The 26,503-nt window shown below is 72.5% G+C and carries 23 protein-coding genes; 4 read left to right on the forward strand and 19 right to left on the reverse strand.

Going from position 1 to position 26,503, the window contains the following annotated elements:
• The first annotated feature begins 9 nt into the window (after nucleotides 1-9).
• Entirely contained in the window at nucleotides 10-1,239 is a 1,230-nt protein-coding gene (locus ABT345_RS24880; RefSeq protein ID WP_345091854.1) for a DUF349 domain-containing protein, read from the forward strand.
• Nucleotides 1,240-1,318: 79 nt separating this feature from the next.
• On the opposite strand, the gene ABT345_RS24885 is transcribed toward ABT345_RS24880, so the two are convergent.
• The 15 genes from ABT345_RS24885 to pgsA all read right to left on the reverse strand — a co-directional run bounded on the left by ABT345_RS24885 (nucleotide 1,319) and on the right by pgsA (nucleotide 16,762).
• A complete protein-coding gene (locus tag ABT345_RS24885; protein WP_345091856.1) occupies nucleotides 1,319-3,943 on the reverse strand; it encodes a RelA/SpoT family protein in 2,625 nt (874 codons plus the stop codon).
• A gap of 185 nt (nucleotides 3,944-4,128) precedes the next feature.
• Entirely contained in the window at nucleotides 4,129-4,677 is a 549-nt protein-coding gene (locus ABT345_RS24890) for an adenine phosphoribosyltransferase (RefSeq protein WP_345091858.1), read from the reverse strand.
• Nucleotides 4,674-5,780 (reverse strand): protein translocase subunit SecF, encoded by a 1,107-nt coding sequence (secF, locus tag ABT345_RS24895; protein ID WP_345091861.1) that lies wholly within the window; start codon nucleotides 5,778-5,780, stop codon nucleotides 4,674-4,676. The genes ABT345_RS24890 and secF overlap by 4 nt, the downstream gene beginning before the upstream one ends.
• A 1-nt stretch (nucleotide 5,781) precedes the next feature.
• The gene (gene secD / locus ABT345_RS24900) at nucleotides 5,782-7,572 is read right to left on the reverse strand and encodes a protein translocase subunit SecD (RefSeq protein ID WP_345091864.1); all 1,791 of its coding nucleotides are present in this window, start codon (nucleotides 7,570-7,572) and stop codon (nucleotides 5,782-5,784) included.
• Nucleotides 7,573-7,720: 148 nt separating this feature from the next.
• Complete coding sequence (gene yajC / locus ABT345_RS24905; protein ID WP_345091867.1) at nucleotides 7,721-8,221, reverse strand: preprotein translocase subunit YajC; 501 nt, start codon at nucleotides 8,219-8,221, stop codon at nucleotides 7,721-7,723.
• Between the two features lie 165 nt (nucleotides 8,222-8,386).
• A complete protein-coding gene (ruvB, locus tag ABT345_RS24910; protein ID WP_345091870.1) occupies nucleotides 8,387-9,475 on the reverse strand; it encodes a Holliday junction branch migration DNA helicase RuvB in 1,089 nt (362 codons plus the stop codon).
• 86 nt (nucleotides 9,476-9,561) lie between these two features.
• Nucleotides 9,562-10,176: a Holliday junction branch migration protein RuvA gene (gene ruvA / locus ABT345_RS24915; RefSeq protein ID WP_345091873.1), complete on the reverse strand. Its 615-nt coding sequence runs from the start codon at nucleotides 10,174-10,176 to the stop codon at nucleotides 9,562-9,564.
• Nucleotides 10,173-10,748 carry a crossover junction endodeoxyribonuclease RuvC gene (ruvC, locus tag ABT345_RS24920; RefSeq protein WP_345091876.1) on the reverse strand — a complete coding sequence of 192 codons (576 nt, stop codon included), beginning with the start codon at nucleotides 10,746-10,748 and terminating at the stop codon, nucleotides 10,173-10,175. The genes ruvA and ruvC overlap by 4 nt, the downstream gene beginning before the upstream one ends.
• Nucleotides 10,749-10,941: 193 nt before the next feature.
• Entirely contained in the window at nucleotides 10,942-11,694 is a 753-nt protein-coding gene (locus ABT345_RS24925) for a YebC/PmpR family DNA-binding transcriptional regulator (RefSeq protein WP_345091879.1), read from the reverse strand.
• A 61-nt stretch (nucleotides 11,695-11,755) separates the two neighbouring features.
• On the reverse strand, nucleotides 11,756-12,346 hold the full coding sequence (gene pdxT, locus ABT345_RS24930; protein ID WP_345091882.1) for a pyridoxal 5'-phosphate synthase glutaminase subunit PdxT: 591 nt from the start codon (nucleotides 12,344-12,346) through the stop codon (nucleotides 11,756-11,758).
• A gap of 8 nt (nucleotides 12,347-12,354) precedes the next feature.
• Complete coding sequence (pdxS, locus tag ABT345_RS24935) at nucleotides 12,355-13,266, reverse strand: pyridoxal 5'-phosphate synthase lyase subunit PdxS (protein WP_345091885.1); 912 nt, start codon at nucleotides 13,264-13,266, stop codon at nucleotides 12,355-12,357.
• A gap of 120 nt (nucleotides 13,267-13,386) precedes the next feature.
• Nucleotides 13,387-13,932, reverse strand: a complete 546-nt coding sequence (locus ABT345_RS24940; RefSeq protein WP_345091887.1) for a LemA family protein — start codon at nucleotides 13,930-13,932, stop codon at nucleotides 13,387-13,389.
• A 78-nt stretch (nucleotides 13,933-14,010) separates the two neighbouring features.
• The gene (locus tag ABT345_RS24945) at nucleotides 14,011-15,183 is read right to left on the reverse strand and encodes a glycosyltransferase family 4 protein (protein WP_345091890.1); all 1,173 of its coding nucleotides are present in this window, start codon (nucleotides 15,181-15,183) and stop codon (nucleotides 14,011-14,013) included.
• Complete coding sequence (locus ABT345_RS24950; protein ID WP_345091893.1) at nucleotides 15,180-16,109, reverse strand: phosphatidylinositol mannoside acyltransferase; 930 nt, start codon at nucleotides 16,107-16,109, stop codon at nucleotides 15,180-15,182. The genes ABT345_RS24945 and ABT345_RS24950 overlap by 4 nt, the downstream gene beginning before the upstream one ends.
• On the reverse strand, nucleotides 16,106-16,762 hold the full coding sequence (pgsA, locus tag ABT345_RS24955) for a phosphatidylinositol phosphate synthase (protein ID WP_345091896.1): 657 nt from the start codon (nucleotides 16,760-16,762) through the stop codon (nucleotides 16,106-16,108). The genes ABT345_RS24950 and pgsA overlap by 4 nt, the downstream gene beginning before the upstream one ends.
• A gap of 216 nt (nucleotides 16,763-16,978) precedes the next feature.
• On the opposite strand from pgsA, the gene ABT345_RS24960 reads away from it, so the two are divergent.
• Nucleotides 16,979-19,156 (forward strand): elongation factor G-like protein EF-G2, encoded by a 2,178-nt coding sequence (locus ABT345_RS24960; RefSeq protein ID WP_345091898.1) that lies wholly within the window; start codon nucleotides 16,979-16,981, stop codon nucleotides 19,154-19,156.
• Between the two features lie 121 nt (nucleotides 19,157-19,277).
• Entirely contained in the window at nucleotides 19,278-20,954 is a 1,677-nt protein-coding gene (locus tag ABT345_RS24965) for an AbeC-like domain-containing protein (protein ID WP_345092222.1), read from the forward strand.
• 126 nt (nucleotides 20,955-21,080) lie between these two features.
• Here ABT345_RS24965 and ABT345_RS24970 read toward each other — a convergent pair whose 3' ends face one another.
• The 3 genes from ABT345_RS24970 to ABT345_RS24980 form a co-directional block, all read right to left on the reverse strand.
• Nucleotides 21,081-22,274 carry a YncE family protein gene (locus ABT345_RS24970; RefSeq protein ID WP_345091901.1) on the reverse strand — a complete coding sequence of 398 codons (1,194 nt, stop codon included), beginning with the start codon at nucleotides 22,272-22,274 and terminating at the stop codon, nucleotides 21,081-21,083.
• The gene (locus ABT345_RS24975) at nucleotides 22,274-23,035 is read right to left on the reverse strand and encodes a polysaccharide deacetylase family protein (protein WP_425584434.1); all 762 of its coding nucleotides are present in this window, start codon (nucleotides 23,033-23,035) and stop codon (nucleotides 22,274-22,276) included. The genes ABT345_RS24970 and ABT345_RS24975 overlap by 1 nt, the downstream gene beginning before the upstream one ends.
• A 126-nt stretch (nucleotides 23,036-23,161) precedes the next feature.
• On the reverse strand, nucleotides 23,162-23,719 hold the full coding sequence (locus ABT345_RS24980) for an HIT family protein (protein WP_345091907.1): 558 nt from the start codon (nucleotides 23,717-23,719) through the stop codon (nucleotides 23,162-23,164).
• Nucleotides 23,720-23,786: 67 nt separating this feature from the next.
• On the opposite strand from ABT345_RS24980, the gene ABT345_RS24985 reads away from it, so the two are divergent.
• Nucleotides 23,787-24,428: an ion channel gene (locus tag ABT345_RS24985; RefSeq protein WP_345091910.1), complete on the forward strand. Its 642-nt coding sequence runs from the start codon at nucleotides 23,787-23,789 to the stop codon at nucleotides 24,426-24,428.
• 76 nt (nucleotides 24,429-24,504) lie between these two features.
• Here ABT345_RS24985 and thrS read toward each other — a convergent pair whose 3' ends face one another.
• Nucleotides 24,505-26,484: a threonine--tRNA ligase gene (gene thrS, locus ABT345_RS24990; RefSeq protein ID WP_345091913.1), complete on the reverse strand. Its 1,980-nt coding sequence runs from the start codon at nucleotides 26,482-26,484 to the stop codon at nucleotides 24,505-24,507.
• Nucleotides 26,485-26,503: the final 19 nt, after the last annotated feature.

Genomic DNA, 26,503 nt, shown 5'->3' on the forward strand with positions numbered 1-26,503 from the left:
GGAGGCGCTGTGAGCAGCGACCCATGGGGCCGCGTCGATGAGACGGGGACCGTGTACGTGCGTACCGCCGATGGCGAGCAGGTCGTCGGATCGTGGCAGGCGGGAACCCCCGAGGAGGCTCTCGCCTACTTCGAGCGCAAGTACGAGGGCCTGGTCGTCGAGATCGGCCTCCTGGAGCGCCGGGTCAAGACCACCGACCTGTCGGCGAAGGACGCGACGGCCGCGATCGACCATCTGCGCAAGCAGGTCGACGAGCACCACGCGGTGGGTGACCTGGAAGCGCTGAGGAAGCGGCTCGACGCGCTGGTCGCCACCGTCGACGCGCGGCGCGAGGAGCGCAAGGCGCAGAAGGCGAAGCAGAGCGACGAGGCCCGGCTGGCCAAGGAGAAGCTGGTCGCCGAGGCCGAGGAGCTGGCCGCCAGTGAGCAGTGGCGGGCGGCGGGTGAGCGGCTGCGCGCGCTGGTCGACACCTGGAAGGGCCTGCCGCGGCTGGACCGCAAGGCGGACGACGAGCTGTGGCACCGCTTCTCGCACGCCCGCTCGGCGTTCTCCAAGCGGCGCAAGGCGCACTTCGCGTCGCTGGACGCGCAGCGCGAGGAGTCCCGCAAGGCCAAGGAGAAGCTGGTCGCCGAGGCGCAGGCGCTGTCGAACTCGACGGACTGGGGGGCCACCGCCGCCCGGTACCGCGAGCTGATGGCGGAGTGGAAGGCCGCGGGCCGCGCCCAGCGCGAGCACGAGGACGACCTGTGGAACCGCTTCCGCGGGGCGCAGGACGTCTTCTTCCAGGCGCGCAGTGAGGTCTTCGCCGAGCGCGACGCCGAGCAGCGGGAGAACCTGACCCGCAAGGAGGAGCTGGCCGCCGAGGCGGAGAAGCTGCTGCCGGTCACCGACCTCAAGGCGGCGCGGGCCGCGTTCCGTTCGGTCAACGAGCGGTGGGAGGCCATCGGGCACGTCCCGCGGGACGCCCGCCCGAAGATCGAGGGCCGGATGCACGCCGTCGAGCGCGCCATCCAGGACGCCGAGGAGGCCGAGTGGCGGCGGACGAACCCGGAGGCGCGGGCCCGGGCCGCGGGCCTGACGGGTCAGCTGCAGGACGCGGTCGACAAGCTGGAGAAGCAGATCGAGACCGCGCGCGCGGCCGGTAACACCGCCAAGGCCGACAAGCTCGGCCGGGAGCTGGCGGGCCGCAAGGCGCTGCTCGACCAGGCGCTGAAGGGCCTGGAGGAGTTCGGCGGCTGAGCCCCGGAACACGCGGGAACCCCCGCTCGGGCCTACGGGTCCGGGCGGGGGTTCTCTCGTATCGGGGCCGGTGCCGCCCTCAGGGCCGTCGCGCGGACGTCACCCGGTACACGTCGTAGACGCCCTCCACACCGCGGACCGCCTTCAGGACGTGGCCCAGGTGCTTGGGGTCGCCCATCTCGAAGGTGAAGCGGGAGGTGGCGACGCGGTCGCGGGAGGTCTGGACGGCCGCGGAGAGGATGTTGACGTGCTGGTCGGACAGGACGCGGGTGACGTCCGACAGCAGCCGGGAGCGGTCCAGCGCCTCCACCTGGATGGCGACGAGGAAGACGGAGGACTGGGTGGGCGCCCACTCGACCTCCAGGATCCGCTCCGGCTGCCGGGAGAGGGAGTCGACGTTGACGCAGTCGGCGCGGTGAACCGATACGCCACTGCCGCGCGTGACGAACCCGATGATCGGGTCGCCCGGCACCGGGGTGCAGCAGCGGGCCAGCTTCACCCAGACGTCGTCGACGCCCTTGACCACCACACCGGGGTCGGCGCTGGAGCGCCGCTTGGAGCGCCGGATCGGGGTGGACTCGGCGATGTCCTCGGTCGCCTCCTCCTGCCCGCCGAGCGCCTGCACCAGCTTCTGGACGACGCTCTGGGCGGCGACATGGCCCTCGCCGATCGCCGCGTAGAGCGAGGAGATGTCCGGGTAGCGCATCTCGTGCGCCAGGGTGACCAGCGAATCGCCGGTCAGGATGCGCTGGATCGGGAGGTTCTGCTTGCGCATGGCGCGGGCGATGGCGTCCTTGCCCTGCTCGATCGCCTCGTCGCGGCGCTCCTTGGAGAACCACGCACGGATCTTGTTGCGGGCGCGCGGGGACTTGACGAAGCTCAGCCAGTCGCGCGAGGGGCCGGCGCCGGGCGCCTTGGAGGTGAAGACCTCCACCAGATCGCCGTTGTCCAGCGTCGATTCGAGCGGCACCAGCCGCCCGTTGACGCGGGCGCCTATCGTGCGGTGGCCGACCTCGGTGTGGACGGCGTACGCGAAGTCGACGGGGGTGGCGCCGGCGGGCAGCGCTATGACGTCGCCCTTCGGGGTGAAGACGAAGACCTCGTTGCGGGAGAGGTCGAAGCGGAGCGACTCCAGGAACTCGCCCGGGTCCTCGGTCTCCTTCTGCCAGTCGAGCAGCTGCCGCAGCCAGGCCATGTCGTTGACGGTGTCGCCCTTGCCGCCCGCGCCCTTGGGGACGTCGGTGCGCACCTTGGAGGCACCGGCGACGGCCTCCTGCTTGTACTTCCAGTGCGCGGCGATGCCGTACTCGGCGCGGCGGTGCATGTCGAAGGTGCGGATCTGCAGCTCGACGGGCTTGCCCGCGGGCCCGATGACCGTCGTGTGCAGCGACTGGTACATGTTGAACTTCGGCATCGCGATGTAGTCCTTGAACCGGCCGGGGACCGGATTCCATCGCGCGTGGACGGTGCCGAGCGCCGCGTAGCAGTCGCGGACGGTGTCCACGAGGACGCGGATGCCGACCAGGTCGTAGATCTCCGCGAAGTCCCGGCCGCGGACGATCATCTTCTGGTAGACGCTGTAGTAGTGCTTGGGGCGGCCGGTGACGGTGGCCTTGATGCGGGCGGCGCGCAGATCGGCCTGGACCTCGTCGGTCACTATGGCCAGGTACTCGTCGCGCTTGGGGGCCCGCTCGGCGACGAGGCGGACGATCTCGTCGTACATCTTGGGGTAGAGGATCGCGAAGGCGAGGTCCTCCAGCTCCCACTTGATGGTGTTCATGCCCAGCCGGTGCGCCAGCGGGGCGTAGATCTCCAGCGTCTCGCGGGCCTTCTTCTCCTGCTTCTCCCGCTTGAGGTAGCGCATGGTGCGCATGTTGTGCAGGCGGTCGGCGAGCTTGATGACGAGGACGCGCGGGTCCTTGGCCATCGCCACGACCATCTTGCGGACGGTCTCGGCCTGCGCCGCCTCGCCGAACTTCACCCGGTCGAGCTTGGTGACGCCGTCGACGAGCAGCGCGACCTGGTCGCCGAAGTCGCGGCGCAGGGTGTCGAGGCCGTACTCGGTGTCCTCGACGGTGTCGTGCAGCAGCCCGGCCATGAGGGTGGCCGGATCCATGCCCAGCTCGGCGAGGATCGTGGTCACCGCGAGCGGGTGGGTGATGTACGGATCGCCGCTCTTGCGCTTCTGGCCGCGGTGCCAGCGCTCGGCGACCTGGTAGGCCCGCTCGATCTGCCGGAGCGTGGCCGCCTCGATCTTGGGGTCGTTGCTCCGCACCACGCGCAGCAGCGGCTCCAGGACCGGGTTGTACGGGCTGGAGCGCTGCACGCCGAGGCGGGCCAGACGGGCGCGGACGCGGCTGGAGGAGCCGGAGCGCCCGGCGGCCGCGGGCGGCGCCGGCTTGGCGACCGAGGTCGGCGTCGGCCGGACGGCCGGGGGCCCGGACCCGGGGGCCGGGGGCCGCGGCGTGGCCGGTTCGGGGGCTTGCGGCCGGGCGGACGGCTGCTGCTCGGGGGCGTCCGGCCGTGCTCCGCCACCGGCGGGGGACGTACCGGGCCCGGGCGCGGCTGCGTCGCGGGCGGCGTCCCGGCGTTCGGGCTGCGCACCCGCGGGGCCTGCGGCCCGCGGCTTCGGCTCGTTCCCCGACGCGTCGGCGGCACCCGCCGGATGCGGCCGGGGGGAGAGCGGCTGGGCCTCGTCTGGCAAGAGCACTCCTCAAGCGGTTCCGGACCACAAGGCCACGATCGCGCCACGACCGGGCCGGGATGCCATCGTATCGGCCTGGCCGCCGGTCCTCTCCTGCGACCGTGACGGCGGACACAGCAGCGGCGCCGGGGCGCCCGGGGAGATGTTCCCCGAACGCCCCGGCGCCGTGGTGGTGCCGGACGGGCTCAGACCGTGACCAGGGCCTCCAGCGGGGCGCCCTTCAGCGTGGACTCCAGCCGCTTGCGGCCCGCCAGGAAGCCCAGCTCCATCAGGACCGCCAGGCCCGCGACCTCCGCGCCCGCGCGCCGCACCAGCTGGAGCGAGGCGTCGGCGGTGCCGCCGGTGGCGAGCACGTCGTCGATGACCAGCACCCGGTCGCCCGGCTCCAGCGCATCGGCGTGGATCTCGATCTCGGCCCGGCCGTACTCCAGGTCGTACGTCTGGCCCAGGGTCGCACCGGGCAGCTTGCCGGCCTTGCGGACCGGGACGAAGCCGACGCCGGCGCGGACGGCGGCGGGGGCGGCCAGTATGAAGCCGCGCGCCTCCAGACCGGCGATCTTGTCCGCGCGGTGGCGTACGCACAGCTCGGCGAGGGCGTCGGTGAGCTGCCCGAACGCTTCCGGGTCCGCGAGCAGCGGGGTGATGTCCTTGAACACCACGCCCGGCTCCGGGTAATCGGGCACGTCGGTGATCCGGCTGAGCAGCAGCTCCCGCAGAGCCGCCGGGGCGGTCATCGGCGCTTTCCGGACGTACGGCCGCGACCGCGGCTGCGGGCGGCGGGCTGCGAGCGGGGGCCGACGAGACCGGCTGCGGCCGGGTCGTCGCCCCGCTCGGCGTCGCCGTCCTGCGGCTCCGTCTCCTTGGCGGCGGCGGAGGCGCGCTTGGCCTGGACCCGCTTGGCCAGCGCCTTCATCTGCGGCTCGGTGTTCTTCAGGTCGGAGACCAGCGGGGTCGCGATGAAGATCGAGGAGTACGCACCGGCGGCGAGGCCGACGAAGAGGGCGAGCGAGATGTCGTTGAGCATCCCGGCGCCCAGCACACCGCCACCGACGAACAGCAGACCGGCGACCGGCAGCAGCGCGACGACGGTGGTGTTGATCGAGCGGACCAGCGTGCCGTTGATCGAGCGGTTGGCGACCTCGCTGTAGGTGAAGCGGGTCTGCTTGGTGATGCCCTGGGACGCTTCCTTGAGGCTGTCGAAGACGACGACCGTGTCGTAGAGGGAGTATCCGAGGATGGTGAGCAGACCGATCACCGTGCCCGGGGTGACCTCGAAGCCGATCAGGGCGTAGACGCCGACGGTGATCGTCAGGTCGTGGATCAGCGCGATCAGGGCGGCGAGCGCCATCCGCCACTCGAAGGCGATGGCGAGGTAGATGACCACGAGGACCATGAAGATCCCCAGACCCAGCCAGGCCTTGTTGGCGATCTCCTCGCCCCAGCTCGGGCCGACGAGCTGGGTGTTGATCTCCTTGACCGGGACCTTCAGGTCCGCGGCCAGCTTCTCCTGGACCGGGACCGCCTGCTGGGTGTCCAGACCGCTGATCTGGATGCGCAGGGCGCCGCCGCCGAGCTTCTGCACCACGGCCTGGTGACCGCCGGACGCGGACTCGGCGAGGTGCTGGGCCTCGGAGGCGGAGACGGAGGTCTTCGGCGTGGTGAGGACCGCGCCGCCGGAGAACTCGATGCCCATGTTCAGGCCGCGCACCGCCAGGCCGACGATGGCCACGACGGTGATGAGGATCGAGATGCCGTACCAGATCTTCCGCTTGCCGATGAAGTCGTAGCCGACCTCACCGCGGTAGAGCCGGGCGCCGAGGTTGCCGAGCTTGGACATCTCACGCCTCCTTCGTCTGGGTGGGGGCGGCGGTACGACGGCGGCGCAGCGGGGGCCGGGCGCCCAGGCGCTGCGGGTCGAGGCCGGACCAGGGGTGGCCGTTGGCGAAGAACTTGCGGCGGGCCAGCAGCGTCATCAGCGGCTTGGTGAAGAAGAACACCACGACGACGTCGAGGAGCGTGGTCAGACCGAGGGTGAACGCGAAGCCCTGGACCTTGCCGACGGTGACGACGAAGAGCACCGCGGCGGCCAGGAACGACACGAAGTCGGAGACCAGGATCGTGCGGCGGGCCCGCGGCCAGCCGCGCTCGACGGCCGGTCGCAGCGTGCGGCCCTCACGGATCTCGTCCCGGATGCGCTCGAAGTAGACGATGAACGAGTCGGCGGTGATACCGATGGCGACGATGGCGCCGCAGACCGCCGGGAGGTTCAGCGCGAAGCCGATGGCGGGGCCGAGCAGCGTCATGATCGTGTACGTCAGGACCGCCGAGACGCCGAGGCTGGCCAGGGCGACCAGCGCCAGGCCGCGGTAGTAGGCGACGAGGTAGACGACGACCAGCGCGAGGCCGATCGCACCGGCGACCAGACCGGCGTCCAGCTGCTCACCGCCGAGCGCCGCGGTGACGGTCGTCTCGTCGGCGATCTTGAAGGAGAGCGGCAGGGCGCCGTACGACAGCATGTTGCCGAGGTCCTCGGCGCTCTGCTGGGTGAAGCCGCCGGAGATGGTGGCGCTGCCGCCGTTGAGCCGCTGGCTGACGCGCGGGTCGGAGACGACCGCGCCGTCCAGGACGATCGCGAACTGGTTCTGCGGCTGCATCTTGGTGGCCAGCTGGCCGGTGATGTCCGCGAACTTCTTGCCGCCGTCGGAGGTGAAGTCCATCTGGACGATCCAGCCCTGGCCGGTCTGTCCGTCGAAGACGGCCTTGGCGTCCTTGACGTCGGTGCCCTCGACGCCGACCGGGCCGAGCACGTACTTCTGCGAGCCGTCGTCCTTGCAGGCCACGACCGGGTCGCTCGGCTTGGCGCCGGCGGCCTTCTCACCGGCGAGCGCGCGATTTTGCTTGGTGGAGCAGTCCAGCGCGGCGAGCTGCTTCTGGAGCGCCGCCGGGATGCCCTCCTGGCCCGGGACGGGCGGCGTCGCGGGCGTCTGCGGCTTCTGCGAGGCGGAGCCGCCTGGTGTGGGGTCCTTCTTCAGGGCGTCCGTGACGGCGCGGCCCCGGGTGGTGGCGCTCGCGTCGGGCTTCGGGTCGTCGCCCTGCTTGCCGTCGGCGGCCTTGTCGTCCGTGGCCTTGCCGTCGGTCCCGTTCTTGCCGCCGGTGTCCTTGCCGCCCTGCTTGCCGCCCGCCGAGGGGGTACCGGACGGCTGCTCGGGGGTCTTGCCGCCCGCGGTGGTGGTGAGCACCGGGCGGAAGCCGAGCTGGGCGGTGGTGCCGACCTGCTGGCGGGACTGGGCCGCGTCCGTCCCCTTGGGGATGTTCACGATGATGTGGTCGGTGCCCTGGGTCTGGACCTCGGCCTCGGAGACGCCCAGACCGTTGACGCGCCGCTCCATGATGTCGGCGGCGGTCTTCATGTTGGTCTCGTTGATCGCGTTGGGCTTGCCCGGCTGGTTCTGGGCCTGGAGCGTGAAGCTGGTGCCGCCCGCCAGGTCGATTCCCAGCCGGGGCGCCAGGGTGCCGGAGTAGAACATGCCGCCGACCAGCGCCACCATGGCGATCATGATGAGGACCAGGGTGCGCCCCGGCTTGCCTTGGCCGGCCGGCGCCCTGCGGCCCTTCTTCGGTGCTGCCACCTTCTCGTTTCTCCCTGTCCAACCGCTCGGCGGGGAGTCTCTGCCGAGCGGCCACGAAGTGTTGTGGGGACGTGCCCCCGCCGGAGCCTAGACGGTCACGGAACCGCGGCGCCCGCAGCGGGGCGCATCGCGGTTCCGTGGAAAGGGGCTACTTCGCGTCGGCGTCGCCGGACTTCTTCTCCTCGGCGGACGCGTCCTTCTCAGCAGCGGCGGCCGGGGCCTCGTCGGCGGACTTCTCGTCGGCCGCGGGCTTGTCGGCGGCCGCGGCGTCACCCTTGCCGAGGTCGATCCTGTCGGACTTCTCACCCGAACCGGTGGCGGCGTCGTCGCCGGTCAGCGAGGAGATGTCGTCGGGCACGACCGGGTCGGCGCCGTCGATGATGCGGTTGTACTCCTCGTCGGCGAGGACCGCGCCGACGGCGTTCTTCGCGTAAACGGCGTTCACGCCGGGGGCGACCTCAAGGAGGACCGTCTCGTCGTGGATCTCCTTGACGGTCGCGTACATGCCCCCGATCGTCCGGACGCCGGTGCCCGGCTGCATCTCGTTGCGCATCTGCTGGGCCGCCTGCTGCTTCTTCTTGGCGGACCGGGTCATCAGGAACATGGCCCCGATGAGGACGATGAAGGGGAGGAGAGTCACGGTACTCACGGGACAGAATTCCTTCGCACGACCGCTGAGCCGCGGTCTCGTATAGCGGGGGTGGGAATGCCGGCCCCTGCCGGGACGGCATCGGCGGAGTCTAAGTCAGTCCGCACCGGTGGAACAACGCCCAGCATCGCACCGCAGTTCCTGACCGGGCGAGTCTCCGCGCCGTCACGCCCCGAACAGGCCCTGCTGTCCCGCCCCGCCCGCTTGCTGCTGGGGCGGGACCAGGCCGAGGTGGGCCCACGCCGCGGGGGTCGCGATCCGGCCACGGGGGGTGCGGGCCAGCAGGCCCTCACGCACCAGGAACGGTTCGGCGACCTCCTCGACGGTCTCGCGCTCCTCCCCCACGGCGACCGCGAGGGTGGACAGGCCGACGGGGCCGCCGCCGAAGAGCTTCAGCAGGGCGGTGAGGACGGCGCGGTCGAGGCGGTCCAGGCCGCGGGCGTCGACCTCGTAGACGTCGAGGGCGCGGGAGGCGGTGGCGCGGGTGATCACGCCGTCCGCCTTGACCTGGGCGTAGTCGCGGACGCGGCGCAGCAGGCGGTTGGCGATACGGGGGGTGCCGCGGGAGCGGCCGGCGATCTCGGCGGCGCCCTCGGCGTCGATCTCGACGTCGAGGAGCCCGGCGGAGCGGTGGATGACGCGCTCCAGCTCCGGCGGGGCGTAGAACTCCATGTGGCCGGTGAAGCCGAAGCGGTCGCGGAGCGGGGGCGGCAGCAGACCGGCCCGGGTGGTGGCGCCGACCAGGGTGAACGGCGGGAGTTCGAGGGGGATGGCGGTGGCGCCGGGGCCCTTGCCGACGACGACGTCGACGCGGAAGTCCTCCATCGCCATGTAGAGCATCTCCTCGGCGGGACGCGACATCCGGTGGATCTCGTCGAGGAAGAGGACCTCGCCCTCCTGGAGGGAGGAGAGGATCGCCGCGAGGTCGCCGGCGTGCTGGATGGCGGGGCCCGAGGTGATGCGGATCGGAGCGCCCATCTCGGCGGCGATGATCATCGAGAGGGTGGTCTTGCCGAGGCCAGGGGCGCCGGAGAGCAGGACGTGGTCGGCGGTGGCGCCGCGGGCGCGGGCGGCGCGCAGCACCAGGTCGAGCTGTTCGCGCACCCGCTCCTGGCCGACGAACTCCCCGAGGTCCTTGGGGCGCAGCGCGGCCTCGACCGCGGTGTCCTCGCCGTCGGCGGCGGCGCCGACCAGCCGGTCGGCGGCCAGGGCCGGGTCGGTTGCGGCGGACGGTGCGGTGTCGTCCCAGTTCACTGCGGATTGCCTCGTGGGGTCGGGGCGGCGGGGCCGCCGGGGTGCGTGGGGTCGGGCGCGGCCCGGCGGGGGCCGGGCCGGATGCCTCAGCGGGTGCGGTTGAGGGTCTGCAGCGCCGCCTTGAGGAGCTGCGGGATCTGCGGGGCGCCGCCCTCGGCGACGGCGGCGTCGGCCTGCGGGGTGACGGCGGCGACCGCCTCGTCGGCCTCGCGGGTGGCGTAGCCGAGGCCGATCAGCGCGGCGTGCAGCTGATCGCTCCAGCCGGTGGTGACCGGGGCGGGCGCGCCGCCGGTGCCGAGCGGGGCGCCGAGGCGGTCCTTCAGCTCCAGCAGCAGCTTCTGGGCGCCTTTCTTGCCGATGCCGGGCACGGCGGTGAGCGCCTTCTCGTCGCCGGTGGCGACCGCGCGGCGCAGGGCGTCGGGGGAATGCACGGCGAGCATGGCCTGCGCCAGGCGCGGGCCGACGCCGCTGGCGGTCTGCAGCAGCTCGAAGGTGGCGCGCTCGTCGTCGTCGGCGAAGCCGTAGAGGGTCAGGGAGTCCTCGCGGACGACGAGGGAGGTGGCGAGCCGGGCGGGCTTGCCGATGCGCAGGCCGGAGAGGGTGTCCGGGGTGCACTGGACGGCCATGCCGACGCCGCCGACCTCGACGACGGCGGTGTCCGGTCCGAGGGCCGCGACCGGCCCGGAGACGAAGGCGATCATCGGATGTCCTTCTGGGGAGCGGCCCGGCGGACGCCGGGGGTGCGGACGGGGGGTGCGGCGCGGCGGGCCGCGGCGTGTGCCTGCTGGAGGCGGCCGGCCGCGGGGGCGCGCCAGATGTGGCATATGGCGAGCGCCAGCGCGTCGGCGGCGTCGGCGGGCTTCGGCGGGGCGTCGAGCCGCAGCAGCCGCGTCACCATGGCGCCGACCTGCTCCTTCCCGGCCCGGCCGGAGCCGGTGACCGCGGCCTTGACCTCGCTGGGGGTGTGCAGGGCGACCGGCAGTCCGCGGCGGGCGGCGCAGAGCATGGCGACCGCGCTGGCCTGGGCGGTGCCCATGACCGTACGGACGTTGTGCTGGCTGAACACCCGCTCCACGGCGACGTATTGGGGGCGGTGCTCGTCCAGCCACTGCTCGATGCCGCGCTCGACGAGGACGAGGCGGTCGGCGATCTCGGCGTCGGCGGGGGTGCGGATCACACCGACGCCGGCCATGGTCAGCGGGCGGCCGGCGGCGCCGTCCACGACGCCGACGCCGCAGCGGGTGAGCCCGGGGTCCACGCCCAGTACGCGCACGGTGCCTCTCCTCGGTCGGCCGGCCGGTGCGGGAGCGCCGGCCTGTTCGTGCAGGCTATCGGCTGCCACTGACAACGCGTCGGGTCAGGGCCGCCGGCGCCGCCGCGGGCGGCCCGCCCGGCGCCGGTCAGCCGAAGCGGCCCGCCGGTTCGCACCGGCGGGCCGCTGTCGGTCGTACGGGAGGAACGCCCCGTCAGGCGTCGATCTTGGCCATCGTCTCGTCGGAGACGTCGAAGTTGGCGAAGACGTTCTGCACGTCGTCGCTGTCCTCCAGCGCGTCGATCAGCTTGAAGATCTTGCGCGCGCCCTCTTCCTCCAGCTCGACCTGCATGGTCGGGACGAAGTTGGCCTCGGCCGAGTCGTAGTCGATACCGGCCTCCTGGAGGGCGGTGCGGACCGCGATCAGGTCGGTGGCCTCGCTGAGCACCTCGAAGTTCTCACCGAGGTCGTTGACCTCCTCGGCGCCCGCGTCCAGGACCGCGCCCAGGACGTCGTCCTCGGACAGCTCGGCCTTGGGGACGATCACGACGCCCTTGCGGTTGAAGAGGTACGACACCGAGCCCGGGTCGGCCATCGAGCCGCCGTTGCGGGTCATCGCGACGCGGACGTCGGAGGCGGCACGGTTGCGGTTGTCGGTGAGGCACTCGATGAGCACCGCGACACCGTTGGGGCCGTAACCCTCGTACATGATCGTCTCGTAGTCGGCGCCACCGGCTTCGAGACCCGCGCCGCGCTTGAGCGCGGAGTCGATGTTCTTGTTGGGAACCGACTGCTTCTTCGCCTTCTGGATGGCGTCGAAGAGCGTCGGGTTGCCGTCCGGGTCGGCGCCGCCGGTCCGGGCCGCGACCTCGATGTTCTTGATCAGCTTCGCGAAGAGCTTGCCGCGCTTGGCATCGATCACGGCCTTCTTGTGCTTCGTCGTAGCCCATTTAGAGTGGCCGGACATCCGCCTGTCTCCTTCGCGTAACCCATTGAGAAACCAACGCGTCGATCCTACCGGGAGCGCATCAGGCCGCCGTACGCACCATGTCCACGAAAAAGGCGTGCACACGGTGGTCGCCGGTCAGCTCCGGGTGGAACGACGTGGCGAGGACGTTACCCTGCCGGACGGCCACCGTGTGTCCGTCGTGGCGCGCGAGGACCTCGGCGGCGGCGCCGGTGGACTCGACCCAGGGCGCGCGGATGAAGACGCCGTGGACGGGGCCGCCGGGGATGCCCGCCATGTCGACGGCCGCCTCGAAGGACTCGTTCTGCCGCCCGAAGGCGTTACGGCGGACGATCATGTCGACGCCGCCGAGCGTCTCCTGGTCCGCGCGGGCGTCCAGGAGCTTGCCGGCGACCATGATCATGCCGGCGCAGGTGCCGTAGACCGGGCGGCCGGAGCGGACGAAGTCGCGCAGCGGCTCCAGCATGCCGAAGACGACGGCGAGCTTGGACATCGTGGTGGACTCGCCGCCCGGGATGACGAGTCCGTCGAGGCCGTCCAACTCCTCGGGGCGGCGCACCGGCCGGGCCAGGGCGTCCGCCGCGGCGAGCGCCACCAGGTGCTCGCGGACGTCGCCCTGGAGGGCCAGGACTCCGATGGTGGGGGTGGTCATCTCCGTTTTCACCAGCCGCGGTTGGCGTACCGCTCGGCCTCGGGGAGGGTGTCGCAGTTGATGCCGACCATGGCCTCGCCCAGGTTGCGGGAGACGTCCGCGACGACGCTCGGGTCGTCGTAGAAGGTGGTGGCCTTCACGATGGCGGCGGCGCGCTTGGCCGGGTCGCCGGACTTGAAGATGCCGGAGCCGACGAAGACGCCCTCGGCGCCGAGCTGGCGCATCAGCGCGGCGTCGGCGGGGGTGGCCACGCCACCGGCGGAGAAGAGGACGACCGGCAGCTTGCCCAGCTCGGCGACCTCCTTGACCAGCTCGAAGGGGGCGCGCAGCTCCTTGGCGGCGGCGTACAGCTCGTTGTTGTCGCAGCCGCGCAGCTTGGCGATCTCGCCCTTGATCTGGCGGAGGTGGCGGACCGCCTCGACGACGTTGCCGGTGCCGGCCTCGCCCTTGGAGCGGATCATGGCCGCGCCCTCGGCGATGCGGCGCAGGGCCTCGCCGAGGTTGGTGGCGCCGCAGACGAAGGGGGTGGTGAAGGCCCACTTGTCGGAGTGGTTGACCTCGTCGGCCGGGGTGAGGACCTCGGACTCGTCGATGTAGTCGACGCCGAGGGACTGCAGGACCTGGGCCTCGACGAAGTGGCCGATGCGGGACTTGGCCATGACCGGGATGGAGACGGCGTCGATGATGCCGTCGATCATGTCCGGGTCCGACATCCGGGCGACGCCGCCGTCCTTGCGGATGTCGGCGGGCACCCGCTCCAGAGCCATGACGGCGACGGCGCCGGCGTCCTCGGCGATCTTCGCCTCTTCGGGCGTGACGACGTCCATGATCACGCCGCCCTTGAGCTGCTCGGCCATGCCGCGCTTGACCCGGGCGGTTCCGGTCTCGGGGGTCTGGGGCGTGGTGGGCGTGCTGGACACGGTTGACCTCACTCGATGTGGGTGGTTGCGCTTCTTCACCCACACAACCGTTGGTGAGGGGGCCGCGAAAAGGGCCAATTGGAGGCCGGTGGCTCGTGCCGTCCCGGCGGCCGCCGCAGGTCAGGCGGGGGTGTGCGGGTCCCCGAGGACGGCCGGCGGCTCGTCGTCCATCTCGAAGGCGAGCGGGAACGGCGCGTGTCCGGCGAGGCGGAAGTAGCGCACGAGCCGGTGGCGGCGCACCGCTCGGGCGGCCCGTACGGCGTCGTTGTGGAAGCGGCGGGCCATGGGGACGCGGCGGACGGCGGCGGTCAGCTCCGCGAGGGTCTGCTCGCCGCCGGGCGCCGCGCGCACCGCGTCCACCTGCTCGCGCTCGCCGAGGGTGGCGCGGAGCGCCTGCGTCAGCTCGCTCTCAGCGACCTCGCGGCCGTCCTCCGGTGCCTGCCGGGCGGTGTGTGCGGCCTGGTAGAGGACGATCGAGGCGGCGGGGTCGAGGACGCCGGAGGTGCCGATCTCCTGGGCGACCGAGGCGCGCCGCAGCAGTTGCGCGTCGAGGGCGGCGCGCGCCGCGTCGATGCGGGCGTGCAGCCGGTCGAGGCGGCCCGCGGTCCAGCTCAGGTAGATGCCGATGAGGACGACGACGGCCGCGATCCAGATGAAGGTGGTCACGCGGCGTCACCCTACCGGCCCGCACGGCGTGCCCCGGGGCCGCCGGCGGCGCCGGGGATCACGGACCGTGGCGGACGGTCAGTCCCGGCCGGTGGGTCCGGGGGTGACGGGCCGGCCGGGCTCCGCGCCCTCGGTGACCGTTTCGTAGACCGCGAGGATGTCGGCGCCGACCGTGGACCAGTCGAAGCGCCGTACGTGCCGGGAGCCGCGGGCGCGCAGTTCGGCGCGGCGTGCGGGGTCGCGCAGCAGGCGGACGGCGGCGGCGGCGAGGGCGTCGGCGTCCTCGTTGGCGAAGAGTTCCCCGGCCCCGCCCTGGTCGAGGACCTGGGCGAACGCGTCGAGGTCGCTGGCGAGGACGGGCGCACCGGCCGACAGCGCCTCGACGAGGATGATGCCGAAGGACTCGCCGCCGGTGTTCGGGGCGACGTACAGGTCGACGCTGCGCAGCAGGCGGGCCTTGTCCTCGTCGCTGACCATGCCGAGGAATTCGACGTGCGAGCGGAGTGCGGGCGGCAGCGCGGCGACCGCCTCCTCCTCGTCGCCGCGCCCGGCGACCAGCAGCCGGGCGCCGGGGACCTCGGCGAGGATCGCGGGCAGGGCGCGCATCAGGACCGGCAGGCCCTTGCGGGGTTCGTCGATCCGGCCGATGAAGCCGATGGTGGCGCCGGCCTCCTGCCCCGCGGCGCCGGCCCCGGACCGCCAGGCGGCCTTGGGCTCGGCGCGGGCGAAGAAGTCGACGTCCACGCCGTTGGGGATGACCACCGCGTCGCCGCCGAGGTGTTCGACGAGGGTGCGGCGGGCGTACTCGCTGACCGCGATGCGCGCGCTGATCTTCTCCAGCGCGGGCTGCAGGATCGGGTACGCGGCGATCATCGCCCGGGAGCGCGGGTTGGAGGTGTGGAACGTCGCGACGATCGGTCCGCGCGCCGCCCAGCAGGAGAGCAGGCCGAGGGAGGGCGAGGCCGGTTCGTGGATGTGGATGACGTCGAAGGCGCCGTTCTGGAGCCAGCGGCGGACGCGCGCGGCGGAGAGGAAGCCGAAGTTCAGCCGGGCGACGGAGCCGTTGTACGGCACCGGCACGGCGCGGCCGGCGGAGACGACGTACGGCGGCAGCGGCGTGCCGTCCTCGGCGGGGGCCAGGACGGAGACGTGGTGGCCCAGGGAGAGGAGGTGTTCGGCGAGGTCGCGGATGTGGAACTGGACGCCGCCGGGGACGTCCCAGGCGTAGGGGCAGACGATGCCGATTCTCACGGCGTCTCCGTTCCGCGGGCCGCGTCGCGCGGCTCCAGGTCGTCGAGCCAGAGGCGTTGCAGCATGTGCCAGTCCTCGGGGTGGTCGGCGATGCCGGAGGCGAAGGCGTCGGCGAGCGCCTGGGTCATGGCGGCGGCCTGCTGTGCGCGGGTGCCCTCCGCCGGGACCTCGATCTCGGGGTGGATCCGGCCGCGCATGACCGGCGTGTGGTCGTACCAGAGGGTGACCGGCAGCAGGATCGCGCCGGTGCGGGCGGCGAGCATCGCGGGTCCCGCGGGCATCTTCGCGGCGTGGCCGAAGAAGTCGACCTCGATGCCGGAGCTGGAGAGATCGCGGTCGGCGACGAGGCAGACCAGGCCGCCGTCGCGCAGCCGCCGGGCGAGGGTGCCGAAGGCGGCGCCGCCGGTGTGCGGCAGCACCTCCATGCCCAGGCCCTCGCGGTAGGCGACGAAGCGGTCGTAGAGGGATTCCGGCTTGAGGCGTTCGGCGACGGTGGTGAAGGGGACGCCGAGCGCGGTGGTCACCCAGACGCCGGCCAGGTCGTAGTTGCCCATGTGCGGCAGGGCGAGGATCACGCCGCGGTCGTCCGCCAGCGCGTCCTTGAGGCGGTCGACGTCCTCCGCGTCGAAGCCCGCCGCTATGCGCTCGCGGCTCCAGGCCGGCAGCCGGAAGGACTCCATCCAGTAGCGCATGTACGAGCGCATCCCGGCGCGGGACAGCTCGGTCAGCCGCTGCTCGGTGGCGTCCGGGACGACGCGGGCGAGGTTGGCCTCCAGGCGCAGCACGCCCTTGCCGCGGCGGCGCCAGGCGGTGTCGGCGATCGTCCGGCCGAGGCGTACCGCCGCGCCCTCGGGCAGCTTCTTGACGGTGCTCCAGCCCAGCCCGTAGAGGGCGTCGGTGAGCTTGTCGGTGTCGATGCGGCTCATCCGCCGTTCCCTCCGTGTGCGACGGCGTCCGCCTCGGCGGACTCCCGGCGGACCGTCACCACGCGCTGGGCGAGGGTGACGGCGCTGCCGACGGCGACGATCCACAGCGCGATCGGCAGCAGGACCTGCACGCCGGGCACCCCGAAGGCGTGCAGTCCGGACAGACCGCAGGCGACGAGGGAGATGACCAGCCGCTCGGCGCGTTCGACCAGGCCGTTGACGTTCACCGGCAGCCCGATGGCCTCGCCGCGCGCCTTGGTGTACGAGACGACCTGGCCGCTGGCGAGGCAGAAGATCGCGATGGCGCAGAGCATCATGCTGTCGCCGCCGCCGGCGTACCAGAGGGCGAGGCCGCCGAAGATCGCGGAGTCGGCGACGCGGTCGAGGGTGGAGTCCAGGAAGGCGCCCCAGCGGCTGGAGCGTCCCAGCTGCCGCGCCATGTTGCCGTCGACCAGGTCGGAGAAGACGAAGAGGGTGATGACGACGGTGCCCCAGAAGAATTCACCGCGGGGGTAGAAGGCCAGGGCGCCGGCGACCACGCCCCCCGTACCGACGAGGGTGACCGCGTCCGGGCTGACGCCGAGGCGGATGAGCAGGGCGGCGAACGGCGTGAGAACACGCGTGAAGAACGCACGCGCGTACTTGTTCAGCATGGCCTTCCCGGAGGTTGATACGGGCCGTGCGGTCAAGGGGCCACCGGCTGGCCCATCGTAGCCAGGCGCTCCCCGGGCGCCGCGCACCCACCGCGCCGCCCGGGGACGCCCGGCGGTCCGCGCGGGCCGCCACTCCCCCGCCGCCCCCTGTGGACGGGCCCCCACCGCGGTGGAAAGCTCGAATCACCGCAAAGGTGACGACCTGGAGGCGAGGGCATGAACGAGAAGCCGGATGCGGGGGCGGCCGGCGGCCGCGCCGCGGTCCGCAACGTGGTCCTGGTCGGCCACAGCGGCGCGGGCAAGACCACCCTCGTGGAGGCGCTGGCCCTGACCGCCGGGGCGACCGGCCGCGCCGGGCGGGTCGAGGACGGCGACACCCTCTCCGACCAGGACCCGATCGAGCAGCGCCGGCAGCGCTCGGTCCAGCTGTCGCTGGTCCCCGTGGAGTGGCGCGGCTGCCGGATCAATCTGCTGGACACCCCCGGGTACGCCGATTTCGTCGGGGAGCTGCGGGCCGGGCTGCGGGCGGCGGACGCGGCCCTCTTCGTCGTCTCCGCCGCGGAGGAGGTGGCCGGGGCGACCCGCGCGCTGTGGGAGGAGTGCGCGGCGGTCGGCATGCCGCGGGCGCTGGTCCTCACCCATCTCGACGCCGCCCGCGCCGATGTCGCCACCGTCCTGCGCGGCTGCGGCGAGGCGCTGGGCGACGGCGACCCGGACGCCGTGCTGCCCCTGTACCTCCCGCTGTACGGCCCGGCGGACGCGGACGGCCGCACACCGGTGACGGGGCTGCTCGGGCTGCTCACGCGGCGGGTCGCGGAATACGCGTCGGGCGAACGCACCGAGCGGGAGCCGGACGGGGCGGAGCCGGCGCTGCTGGACGAGGCGCGCGGCCGGCTGATCGAGGGGATCATCGCGGAGAGCGAGGACGAGACGCTGATGGACCGCTATCTGGGCGGCGAGGAGCTGGACGTCGCCCCGCTCGTCGCCGACCTGGAGACGGCGGTGGCCCGCGGCACCTTCCACCCGGTGCTCGCCGCGGCCCCGCCCACCGGCGCCGCCCGGCAGGGCCTGGGCACCGTGGAGCTGCTGGACCTCCTCGTCCGGGGGTTCCCGGCGCCGGACGAGCGGACGGCGCCGGAGGTCACCGCGCCCGACGGCGCCCCGCGGCCGCCGCTGGCGTGCGATCCGGCCGGCCCGCTGGCGGCGGAGGTCGTCAAGACCACCTCCGATCCGTACGTCGGCCGGCTGTCGCTGGTGCGGGTGTTCTCCGGCACGCTGCGGCCGGACGAGGCGGTGCACGTCTCGGGGCACGGCCTTCAGGACCGGGGCCACGCCGACCACGACGTGCAGGAGCGGGTGGGGGCGCTGTCCGTGCCGTCCGGGAAGCAGCAGCGGCCGCTGGCGCAGGCGGTGGCCGGGGAGGTGGCGTACGTGGCGAAGCTCGGCCGCGCGGAGACCGGCGACACGCTGTCGTCGTGCGGCCGGCCGCTGCTGATGGCGCCGTGGGCGATGCCCGATCCGCAGCTGCCGGTCGCGATCGTGGCGCACGGCAAGGCGGACGAGGACAAGCTCTCGCACGGGCTGGCGCGGCTGGTCGCGGAGGATCCGACGATGCGTCTGGAGCAGCATCCGCACACCGGCCAGGTGGTGTTGTGGTGCCTGGGCGAGGCGCATGCGGAGGTCGCGCTGGAGCGGCTGCGGACCCGGTACGGCGTCCGGGTCGACACCGTGGCGTACCGCGTGCCGCTGCGGGAGACGTTCGGCGGCCCGGCGTCCGGGCGGGGGCGGCAGGTCAAACAGTCCGGCGGGCACGGGCAGTTCGCGATCTGCGAGATCGACGTGGAGCCGCTGCCCGCGGGCTCCGGCGTCGAGTTCGTGGACACGGTGGTGGGCGGCGCGGTGCCGCGGCAGTTCATCGCGTCGGTGGAGAAAGGGGTACGCGCCCAGGCGGCGCAGGGGGTGGCGGCCGGGTATCCGCTCGTCGACGTCCGGGTCACGCTGCGGGACGGCAAGGCGCACGCGGTGGACTCGTCGGACGCGGCGTTCCAGGCGGCCGGGGCGCTGGCGCTGCGGGACGCGGCCGGGCAGGTGCGGATCGAGCTGCTCGAACCGGTCGCGGAGGTCGCGGTGTTGATTCCGGACGAGTTCGTCGGTGCGGTGATGAGCGATCTGTCCGGGCGGCGCGGCCGGGTGGTCGGCACCGAGCAGGAGGAGGTCGGCGAGCGCACCTGGGTGCGGGCCGAGGTGCCGGAGGCGGAGATCGCCCGCTACGCCGTCGATCTGCGCTCGCTCGCGCACGGCACGGGCCGCTTCACCCGGACCTATCTGCGCCACGAACCGATGCCGCAGCAGCTGGCCGCGGCGGTGCGGCGGGGCCCGGAAAACGGCGCATAGTCAACGATTGACCGGCGGCCTGAGCCGTCAACTCCCTTGGGCCCGGCACCGCCTGTACGCTGACCGGACGGGCTCGGCAGGTGTGCCAGGAGCGGTGGACGGGTAAAGAGCCGCGGCAGTGATGGTGCGGCGTTGGGGGCGGGCAGTGGCAGCAGACGGCTTCGACTTCAGTCCCGGGGCGCAGGTTCCGCTCCTGGGGGGCGCGGGGCAGACCGCGGCGACCCAGGCGTTGGCCTCCGCCGCGTACCGGGACAGTCCGTTGGCCGATATTTCCAAGGCCGATTCGGACTCCGGTGCCTCCGACATCAAGAAGCCCAAGATCTCGCTCTTCGAGCCGAATCTGGGCGAGGCGTTCTCCCGGGCGATCCAGACGCGGATGCTCGGCGGCGGCCGCAAGGCGCTCATCCAGTCCTTCGGCACCGAACCGCAGGTCATCGTCGAGCACTGTCTGGCGGCCACCCGTATCCGCAAGCAGCGGGACGCCAAGCTGACGGTCATCATGGTGCTGTGCGGGCTGGTGTTCCTGCCCGGTGTGCTGCTGTGGCTGGGCGGCTTCCAGCTGAAGAAGTACCTCGCCAAGGACGGCAAGACATCCCTCGGCGGCTCGGCGCTGCTCGCCGCGCTCGCGGTGGCCGCAGTGATCCTCCTGATCAAGCTGCCGACGACGGACTTCTGGCCGATGTACGCACGGGCCGCGGTCGTCGTCCCGGTCATCGGCTGGTGGTTCGCCAAGCAGATCTGCGAGCGGACGGCGGTGCTGCTGCGCGAGGCGTGGCAGGGGCTGCTGGACGGCGGCGGAATCGGCGCGAAGATCCCCGAGGCGGTGCCCGGCGATCCGGGGGAGATCGCGGCCGAGACGCTGCGGCACAATCTCGCCAAACTCTCCGCGGAGCAGCGCAGCAACGTCGTCTTCTACGCCGGTCCGCGCGGCATCCTCGGCATGGGCACGCGCTGGGGCAGCTGGCATCTGGCCGAGGAGCTGAAGCCGGCGAAGGAGGGCACGGAGATCCACCCGTTCCGCAGCTGGGACGTGGTCCGGGCGATCCACGACAAGCTGCGGATGCTGGAGCGCAGCCCGCTGCACACCGGCGGTTTCCAGCAGGCGCCGCAGGTCAACCACTGGATCGTCGCGCCGGTCGGGGAGAAGGCCAAGGAGGTCAGCCGTCCGGACGGCACGGACACCGACGCCTTCCAGATCCGCGGCCACGAGGTCGAGCGGATCTGCAACGAGCAGCAGTTCGGCAGCGGCAACCGCCACTACCTGGGCGTGCAGTTCGTGCTGTGGGACGGCCAGTTGGTGCTGACGCTGCTGATCACGGTCACGGTGCTGCACGAGACGCTGCGCATCGAGGTCACCGGTCACGCGCTCGGCCCGGTCAACTCCCTGTTCACCAGCAAGCCGTCGCCCAAGACCAAAGAGGTCGCCAAGGTCGTCAAGTTCTGGGAGACGCGGAAGCAGACGCTGCCGCTGATCGACGCCTCCGAGGTCGTCCGGCTCTCCGCCCGCGCCCCGCTGACATGGTTCCCGCCCGTGCTGGACTTCCTCGGCGGCAAGCTGGGACTGCCCGAGCCGTTCGGGCTGCGGCACGTCTGGGCGGACAAACCGTGGCGGCACCGCTTCATGGCCGACGACGCGCTGCGGGCGGCGACGCCGGTGCTGCGCGCGGTGCACACCGCGGCGGTGAGCGTGCTCAAGGAGAACGGTGTGGACACCGAGCGCTTCGAGAACCGTTCGATGGTGCTCAGCGGTCTGGTCCAGGGCGTCGAGCCGCGGAAGGCCGACGAGTACAGCGCCTGACCCGCGGCGGCCGTCCGCTCCCCCGCCTCCGACTCCCGTACGGGCCCGCCCCGTACGGGAGTCGTCCGTTGTACGGGAGTCGTGCGTTGTACGGGAGTCGTGCATTGTGCGCGGCCGTGGGCGCGATCAGCGGAAGATGCCGGTGTGGCCGAGGGAGTAGCGGCCGGGCTGCGGGTAGACCGCGAGGCCGTGCGGGCCGTTGCCGACCGGGATCTTCGCCAGCGTCTTCCCCGTACGGGTGTCGAGGGCGTAGACCTCCGAGTTGTAGCGGCCGGAGAGCCACAGGACCTTGCCGTCGGCGGAGACGCCGCCCATGTCGGGGCTGCCGCCGCCGCGGATGTGCCATTTGCCGGTGAGGCGGCCGGTGGCGAAGTCCAGCAGCGAGACGGTGCCCTCGCCGCGGTTGGAGATGTACATCTGCTTCGAGTCGCGGCTGACGTAGAGGCCGTGGGCGCCCTTGCCGGTGCGCAGCAGCTTGGGCCGGGTGAAGTGGTCGCCGTCGAGGACCCATACGCCGTCGGACGTCATGTCGGCGATGTACCAGGTCTTCCCGTCCGGGGAGAGCTTGACGTCCTGCGGCATGGCGCCGTGCTGCGGCAGCTTCTGCTGGCCGGTCACCGTCATCTTCGCGGTGTCGACCTTGAGCAGTTCGCCGGAGAACTCGCAGGAGACGATGAAGTATTTGCCGTCGGCGGAGAAGTCGGCGTGGTTGACGCCGGCGCAGGTCACCGGCACGGTCTTGCGGACCTCCATGGTGTGCGGGTCGCGGAAGACCAGCTGCTTGTCCATCGACGCCATGACGATCGCGTACTTGCCGTCGGGCGTGAAGTAGAGGTTGTACGGGTCGTGCACCGCGACGGTCTTGCCGGCCTTGCCGGTGCGCGGGTCGATCGGGGTGAGGCTGTTGCCGCGGTCGTTGTTGACCCAGAGCGTCTTGAGGTCCCAGGACGGCACGACGTGCTGCGGCTGCACGCCCACCGGCATGGTCCGCACGACCTTGTACGTCCGCGGGTCGATGACGCTGACCGTGTTGGAGATGGTGTTGGGGACGTACACCATCGAGGGATAGTCCTTGACCTGCGGGACGAGCTTGCCGGGCCGGTCCGCGGCGTAGATGTCGTGCGGATCGAGCAGCGGCGGCATGCCGGGCAGTCCGGGGCGGGCGGCCGCCGCCGGGGACGGGCTCGCCGGGCGCGGGGAGTGCGGGGCGCGGGCGGCGGTGTCGTCGGTCCCGCAGCCGGCGGCGAGCAGCGCGCACGCGGCGGCCAGCAGGGCGGCCCTCCCCGGAGTGCGGCGGAGGGCAGAGGTCCGGTCAGCCATCAGGTCACCAGCTCCGTAGTCGTCACCGCGCGCAGACCGCGCCGGTGCAGGCCGTCGAGGATCGGGGGCAGCGCGGCGACGGTGCCGGGGTGCCCGAGGTGGAGGCTGACGACCGAGCCGGGCCGGACCCCGTCCAGCACCGTGCGCTGGACGGCGGGCGCGCCGGGGTCGTCGGCGTCGAGGGAGTCGAGGTCGTACGAGAGGACGTGCGGGTAGCCGGCCCGGCGGGCCAGCCGGACCACCCGGTCGGTGGCGTACTGCGTCCGCGAGGGACGGAACCAGCTGCCGATGGTGCCGGTGAGGGACCGCAGCCGGTCGGCGCAGCCGGTGATCTCGGCGTACGCCTCGTCCTCGGGCAGGGCGCAGATGGTGCGGTGGTGCAGCGTGTGGTTGCCCAGTTCGTGGCCGCCGTCGAGGATGCGGCGGGCCATCGCGGGCTGTTCGTCGAGCCAGGTGCCGACGGCCAGCACGGTGAGGCGGGCGCCGGCCCGCTCGGCCTCGTGGAGCAGCGCGGTGGCGGTCTTCGGGTCGCCCTGCCCGTGGAAGGTGAGCGCGACCGCGTCGCCGCGCCGGGGGCCGTGCGCGATCTGTGCGGGCAGGCCCGGTGCGCGGGTGGGCGGCCGGGCGGCGTGCGCCGGGCGCGGCGAGGCGGGGCGCGGGGTGGCCGGGGCGGTGGCGCGGGCGGCCGCGGGGTCCGCGCGGCCGCGGGTGCAGGCGGTGGCGGTGGCCCCGGTGGCGACCGCGGCGGCAGCGCGTAGCACGGAACGGCGGTCCGGTGAAGTCACCACTCCATTACAGAGCGGGACGGACCGGAAGGGGGTGTTTTGTTCGGCTCTTCGGAGGAGCGGCGCGCCCCGGGGAGGCGGGTCCCCGGGGCGGCGGTGGCGTTATGCGGGCCAGGCGTCCGCGAGCATCCGCCGGGTGTCGGCGAGGAGCTGCGGCAGCACCTTGGTGTGGCCGACCACCGGCATGAAGTTGGTGTCGCCGCCCCAGCGCGGGACGACGTGCTGGTGGAGGTGGGCGGCGATGCCCGCGCCGGCCACCGCGCCCTGGTTCATGCCGATGTTGAAGCCGTGCGCCCCGGACGCGGTGCGCAGCGCGGTCATCGCGCGCTTGGTCAGCTCCGCCAGCTCCGCGGTCTCCGAGGCGTCCAGCTCGGTGTAGTCGGCGACGTGCCGGAACGGCACCACCATCAGGTGGCCGCCGTTGTACGGGTAGAGGTTGAGCACCGCGTAGACGTGCTCCCCGCGGGCGATCACCAGACCGTCCTCGTCGGACTTGGCGGGGATCGAGCAGAACGGACAGCCGTCGTCGGCCCCCGGGCCGCTCGGCTTGTTCTCCCCCTGGATGTACGCCATCCGGTGGGGCGTCCACAGGCGCTGGAAGGCGTCCTGTGTCCCGACTCCGATCTGCTGCTCCGGCTCGCTCGTCATACCGGCCAGCATATGGCGTCCGCCGTCCGCGGCGTGTCGCCGGGGCGCACCGCGGCGCACGCTCCCCGATGCTGGGCCGATGGACCGCAACGACCGTCTGGCGGCGTGGGAGAAGCGCGCCGGCCCCTGCCTGCTCGCCGCCTCGCTGCTCTTCCTGCTCGCGTACGCGGTCCAGGTCCTGGCGCCCGGTCTGTCGCCGGGCGTGCGGGGCTTCTGGCGTGCGGTGACCGCCGTGACCTGGGCGTGTTTCGTCGCGGAATATCTGACGCGGCTGGCGCTCAGCCCGGACCGGCGGCGTTTCGTGCGCACCCGGTGGCTCGATCTGCTGGTGGTCCTGCTGCCGCTGCTGCGGCCGCTGCGGCTGGTCGAGGCGCACGACCGGCTGCGGCTGCGCCACCGACGGCCGCGGCTGGCGCTGGAGGCCCGGGTGATGGCGTACGCCGGGCTGTCCGCGCTGCTGCTGGGGTTCGCCGCGGCGCTGGCCGTGCTGCACGTGGAGCGGTCGGCGCCCGGCAGCGGCATCCGCGGCCTCGGGGACGCGGCGTGGTGGGCCGTGGCGGCGCTGACGACGACGGGGTACGGCGATGCCGCGCCCGTCACCGCGCGCGGGCGCACCGTCGGCGCCGGGCTGATGTTCGTGGGGGTGGCGCTGGTCGGCGCGGTGGTCGGCGCGTTCTCCTCCTGGCTGGTGCGGCGCTTCCGGCAGGAGGGCGAGGAGTGAGGCGGGGCGCGGGGAATGCGTCCGGGCCCCGGCGAGCGGCTGCTCACCGGGGCCCGGACGGGCGTTCAGCGCGGGCTCACACCTGGATGCGGCGCTCCACGGCGTCGACGATCTCGGCGATCGCCTCGGCGCGCGGGATGCCGTTCTTCTGCGAGCCGTCGCGGTAGCGGAAGGAGACCGCGCCATTGGCGACGTCCTCGTCACCGGCGATGATCATGAAGGGCACCTTGCTCTTCTGGGCGTTGCGGATCTTCTTCTGCATCCGGTCGGACGAGGCGTCGACGTCGATCCGCAGCCCCTGGGCGCGCGCCTCGGCGGCGAACTCCTGGAGGTAGGGGACGTGGGTGTCGCCGATCGGGATGCCGGTGGCCTGGACGGGGGCGAGCCACACGGGGAAGGCGCCCGCGTAGTGCTCCAGGAGCACGCCGAAGAACCGCTCGATGGAGCCGAACAGCGCGCGGTGGATCATGACCGGCTGCTGCTTGGAGCCGTCCGCCGCGGTGTACTCCAGGTTGAACCGCTTGGGCTGGTTGAAGTCGACCTGGATCGTCGACATCTGCCAGGAGCGGCCGATGGCGTCCTTCGCCTGGACGGAGATCTTCGGGCCGTAGTACGCGGCGCCGCCCGGGTCGGGGACGAGCGGCAGGCCCTGCTTCTCGGCGGCCAGCCGCAGCGCCTCGGTGGCCTCGGCCCAGTCCTCGTCGGTGCCGATGAACTTGTCGGAGTCGTCGCGGGTGGACAGCTCCAGCTCGAACTCGGTCAGGCCGTAGTCGCGCAGCAGGTCCAGCACGAAGGTGAGGAGCGTGTCCAGCTCCTCGGGCATCTGGTCCTTGGTGCAGTAGATGTGCGAGTCGTCCTGGGTGAAGCCGCGCGAGCGGGTCAGGCCGTGCACGACGCCGGACTTCTCGTAGCGGTAGACCGTGCCGAACTCGAAGAGGCGCAGGGGCAGCTCGCGGTAGGAGCGGCCGCGCGACTTGAAGATGAGGTTGTGCATCGGGCAGTTCATCGCCTTGAGGCGGTAGTTCTGCTCGTCGAACTCGATGGCCGGGAACATGCCCTCCGCGTAGTGCGGCAGGTGCCCCGAGATCTCGAAGAGCTTCTCCTTCGAGAGGTGCGGGGTGTTCACGAACTCGTAGCCGGAGACCTCGTGGCGCTTGCGGGAGTAGGTCTCCATCTCCTTGCGGATGACGCCGCCCTTGGGGTGGAACACCGCGAGGCCCGGGCCCAGCTCCTCCGGGAAGGAGAAGAGGTCCAGCTCGGCGCCGAGCTTGCGGTGGTCGCGCTTCTCGGCCTCGGCGAGGAACTCCAGGTGGGCCTTGAGCTCGTCCTTGGTCGGCCAGGCGGTGCCGTAGATCCGCTGGAGCTGCTTGTTCTTTTCGCTGCCGCGCCAGTAGGCGGCGGCCGAGCGCATCAGCTTGAAGGCCGGGATGACGCGGGTGCTGGGCAGGTGCGGACCGCGGCAGAGGTCCTTCCAGCACAGCTCGCCGGTCTTGGCGTCGAGGTTGTCGTAGATGGTCAGCTCGCCGCCGCCCACCTCGGCGTCGGCGCCCTCGGCGGCCTCCGCGGCGTTGCCCTTGAGGCCGATCAGCTCCAGCTTGTACGGCTCGTCGGCCAGCTCGGCGCGGGCGTCCTCGTCGGTGGTGACCCGGCGCGCGAACTTCTGGCCGCGCTTCTGGATCTCCTGCATCTTCTTCTCGATGCGCTTGAGGTCGTCCGGGTGGAACGGGCTCTCGACGTCGAAGTCGTAGTAGAAGCCGTCCTTGATGGGCGGGCCGATGCCGAGCTTGGCCTCCGGGAACAGCTCCTGCACGGCCTGCGCCATCACGTGCGCGGTGGAGTGGCGCAGGATGTTCAGGCCGTCCTCGGAGGTGATCTCGACCGGCTCGACGGTCTCGCCGTCGGCCACCTCGTACGCCAGGTCCTTCAGCTCCCCGGCCACCCGCGCCGCGACGACGGCGCGCTCGCCCTGGAAGAGGTCGGCGGCCGTAGTGCCCGTGGTCACCACGCGTTCTTCCCGCTCGGAATCGCGTTGGACGGTCACACGGACGTCTGACACCGGTCTCTCCTGTCATGTC

The sequence above is a fragment of the Streptomyces sp. NPDC000404 genome (assembly GCF_040300365.1).
Classification (GTDB): domain Bacteria; phylum Actinomycetota; class Actinomycetes; order Streptomycetales; family Streptomycetaceae; genus Streptomyces; species Streptomyces ramulosus.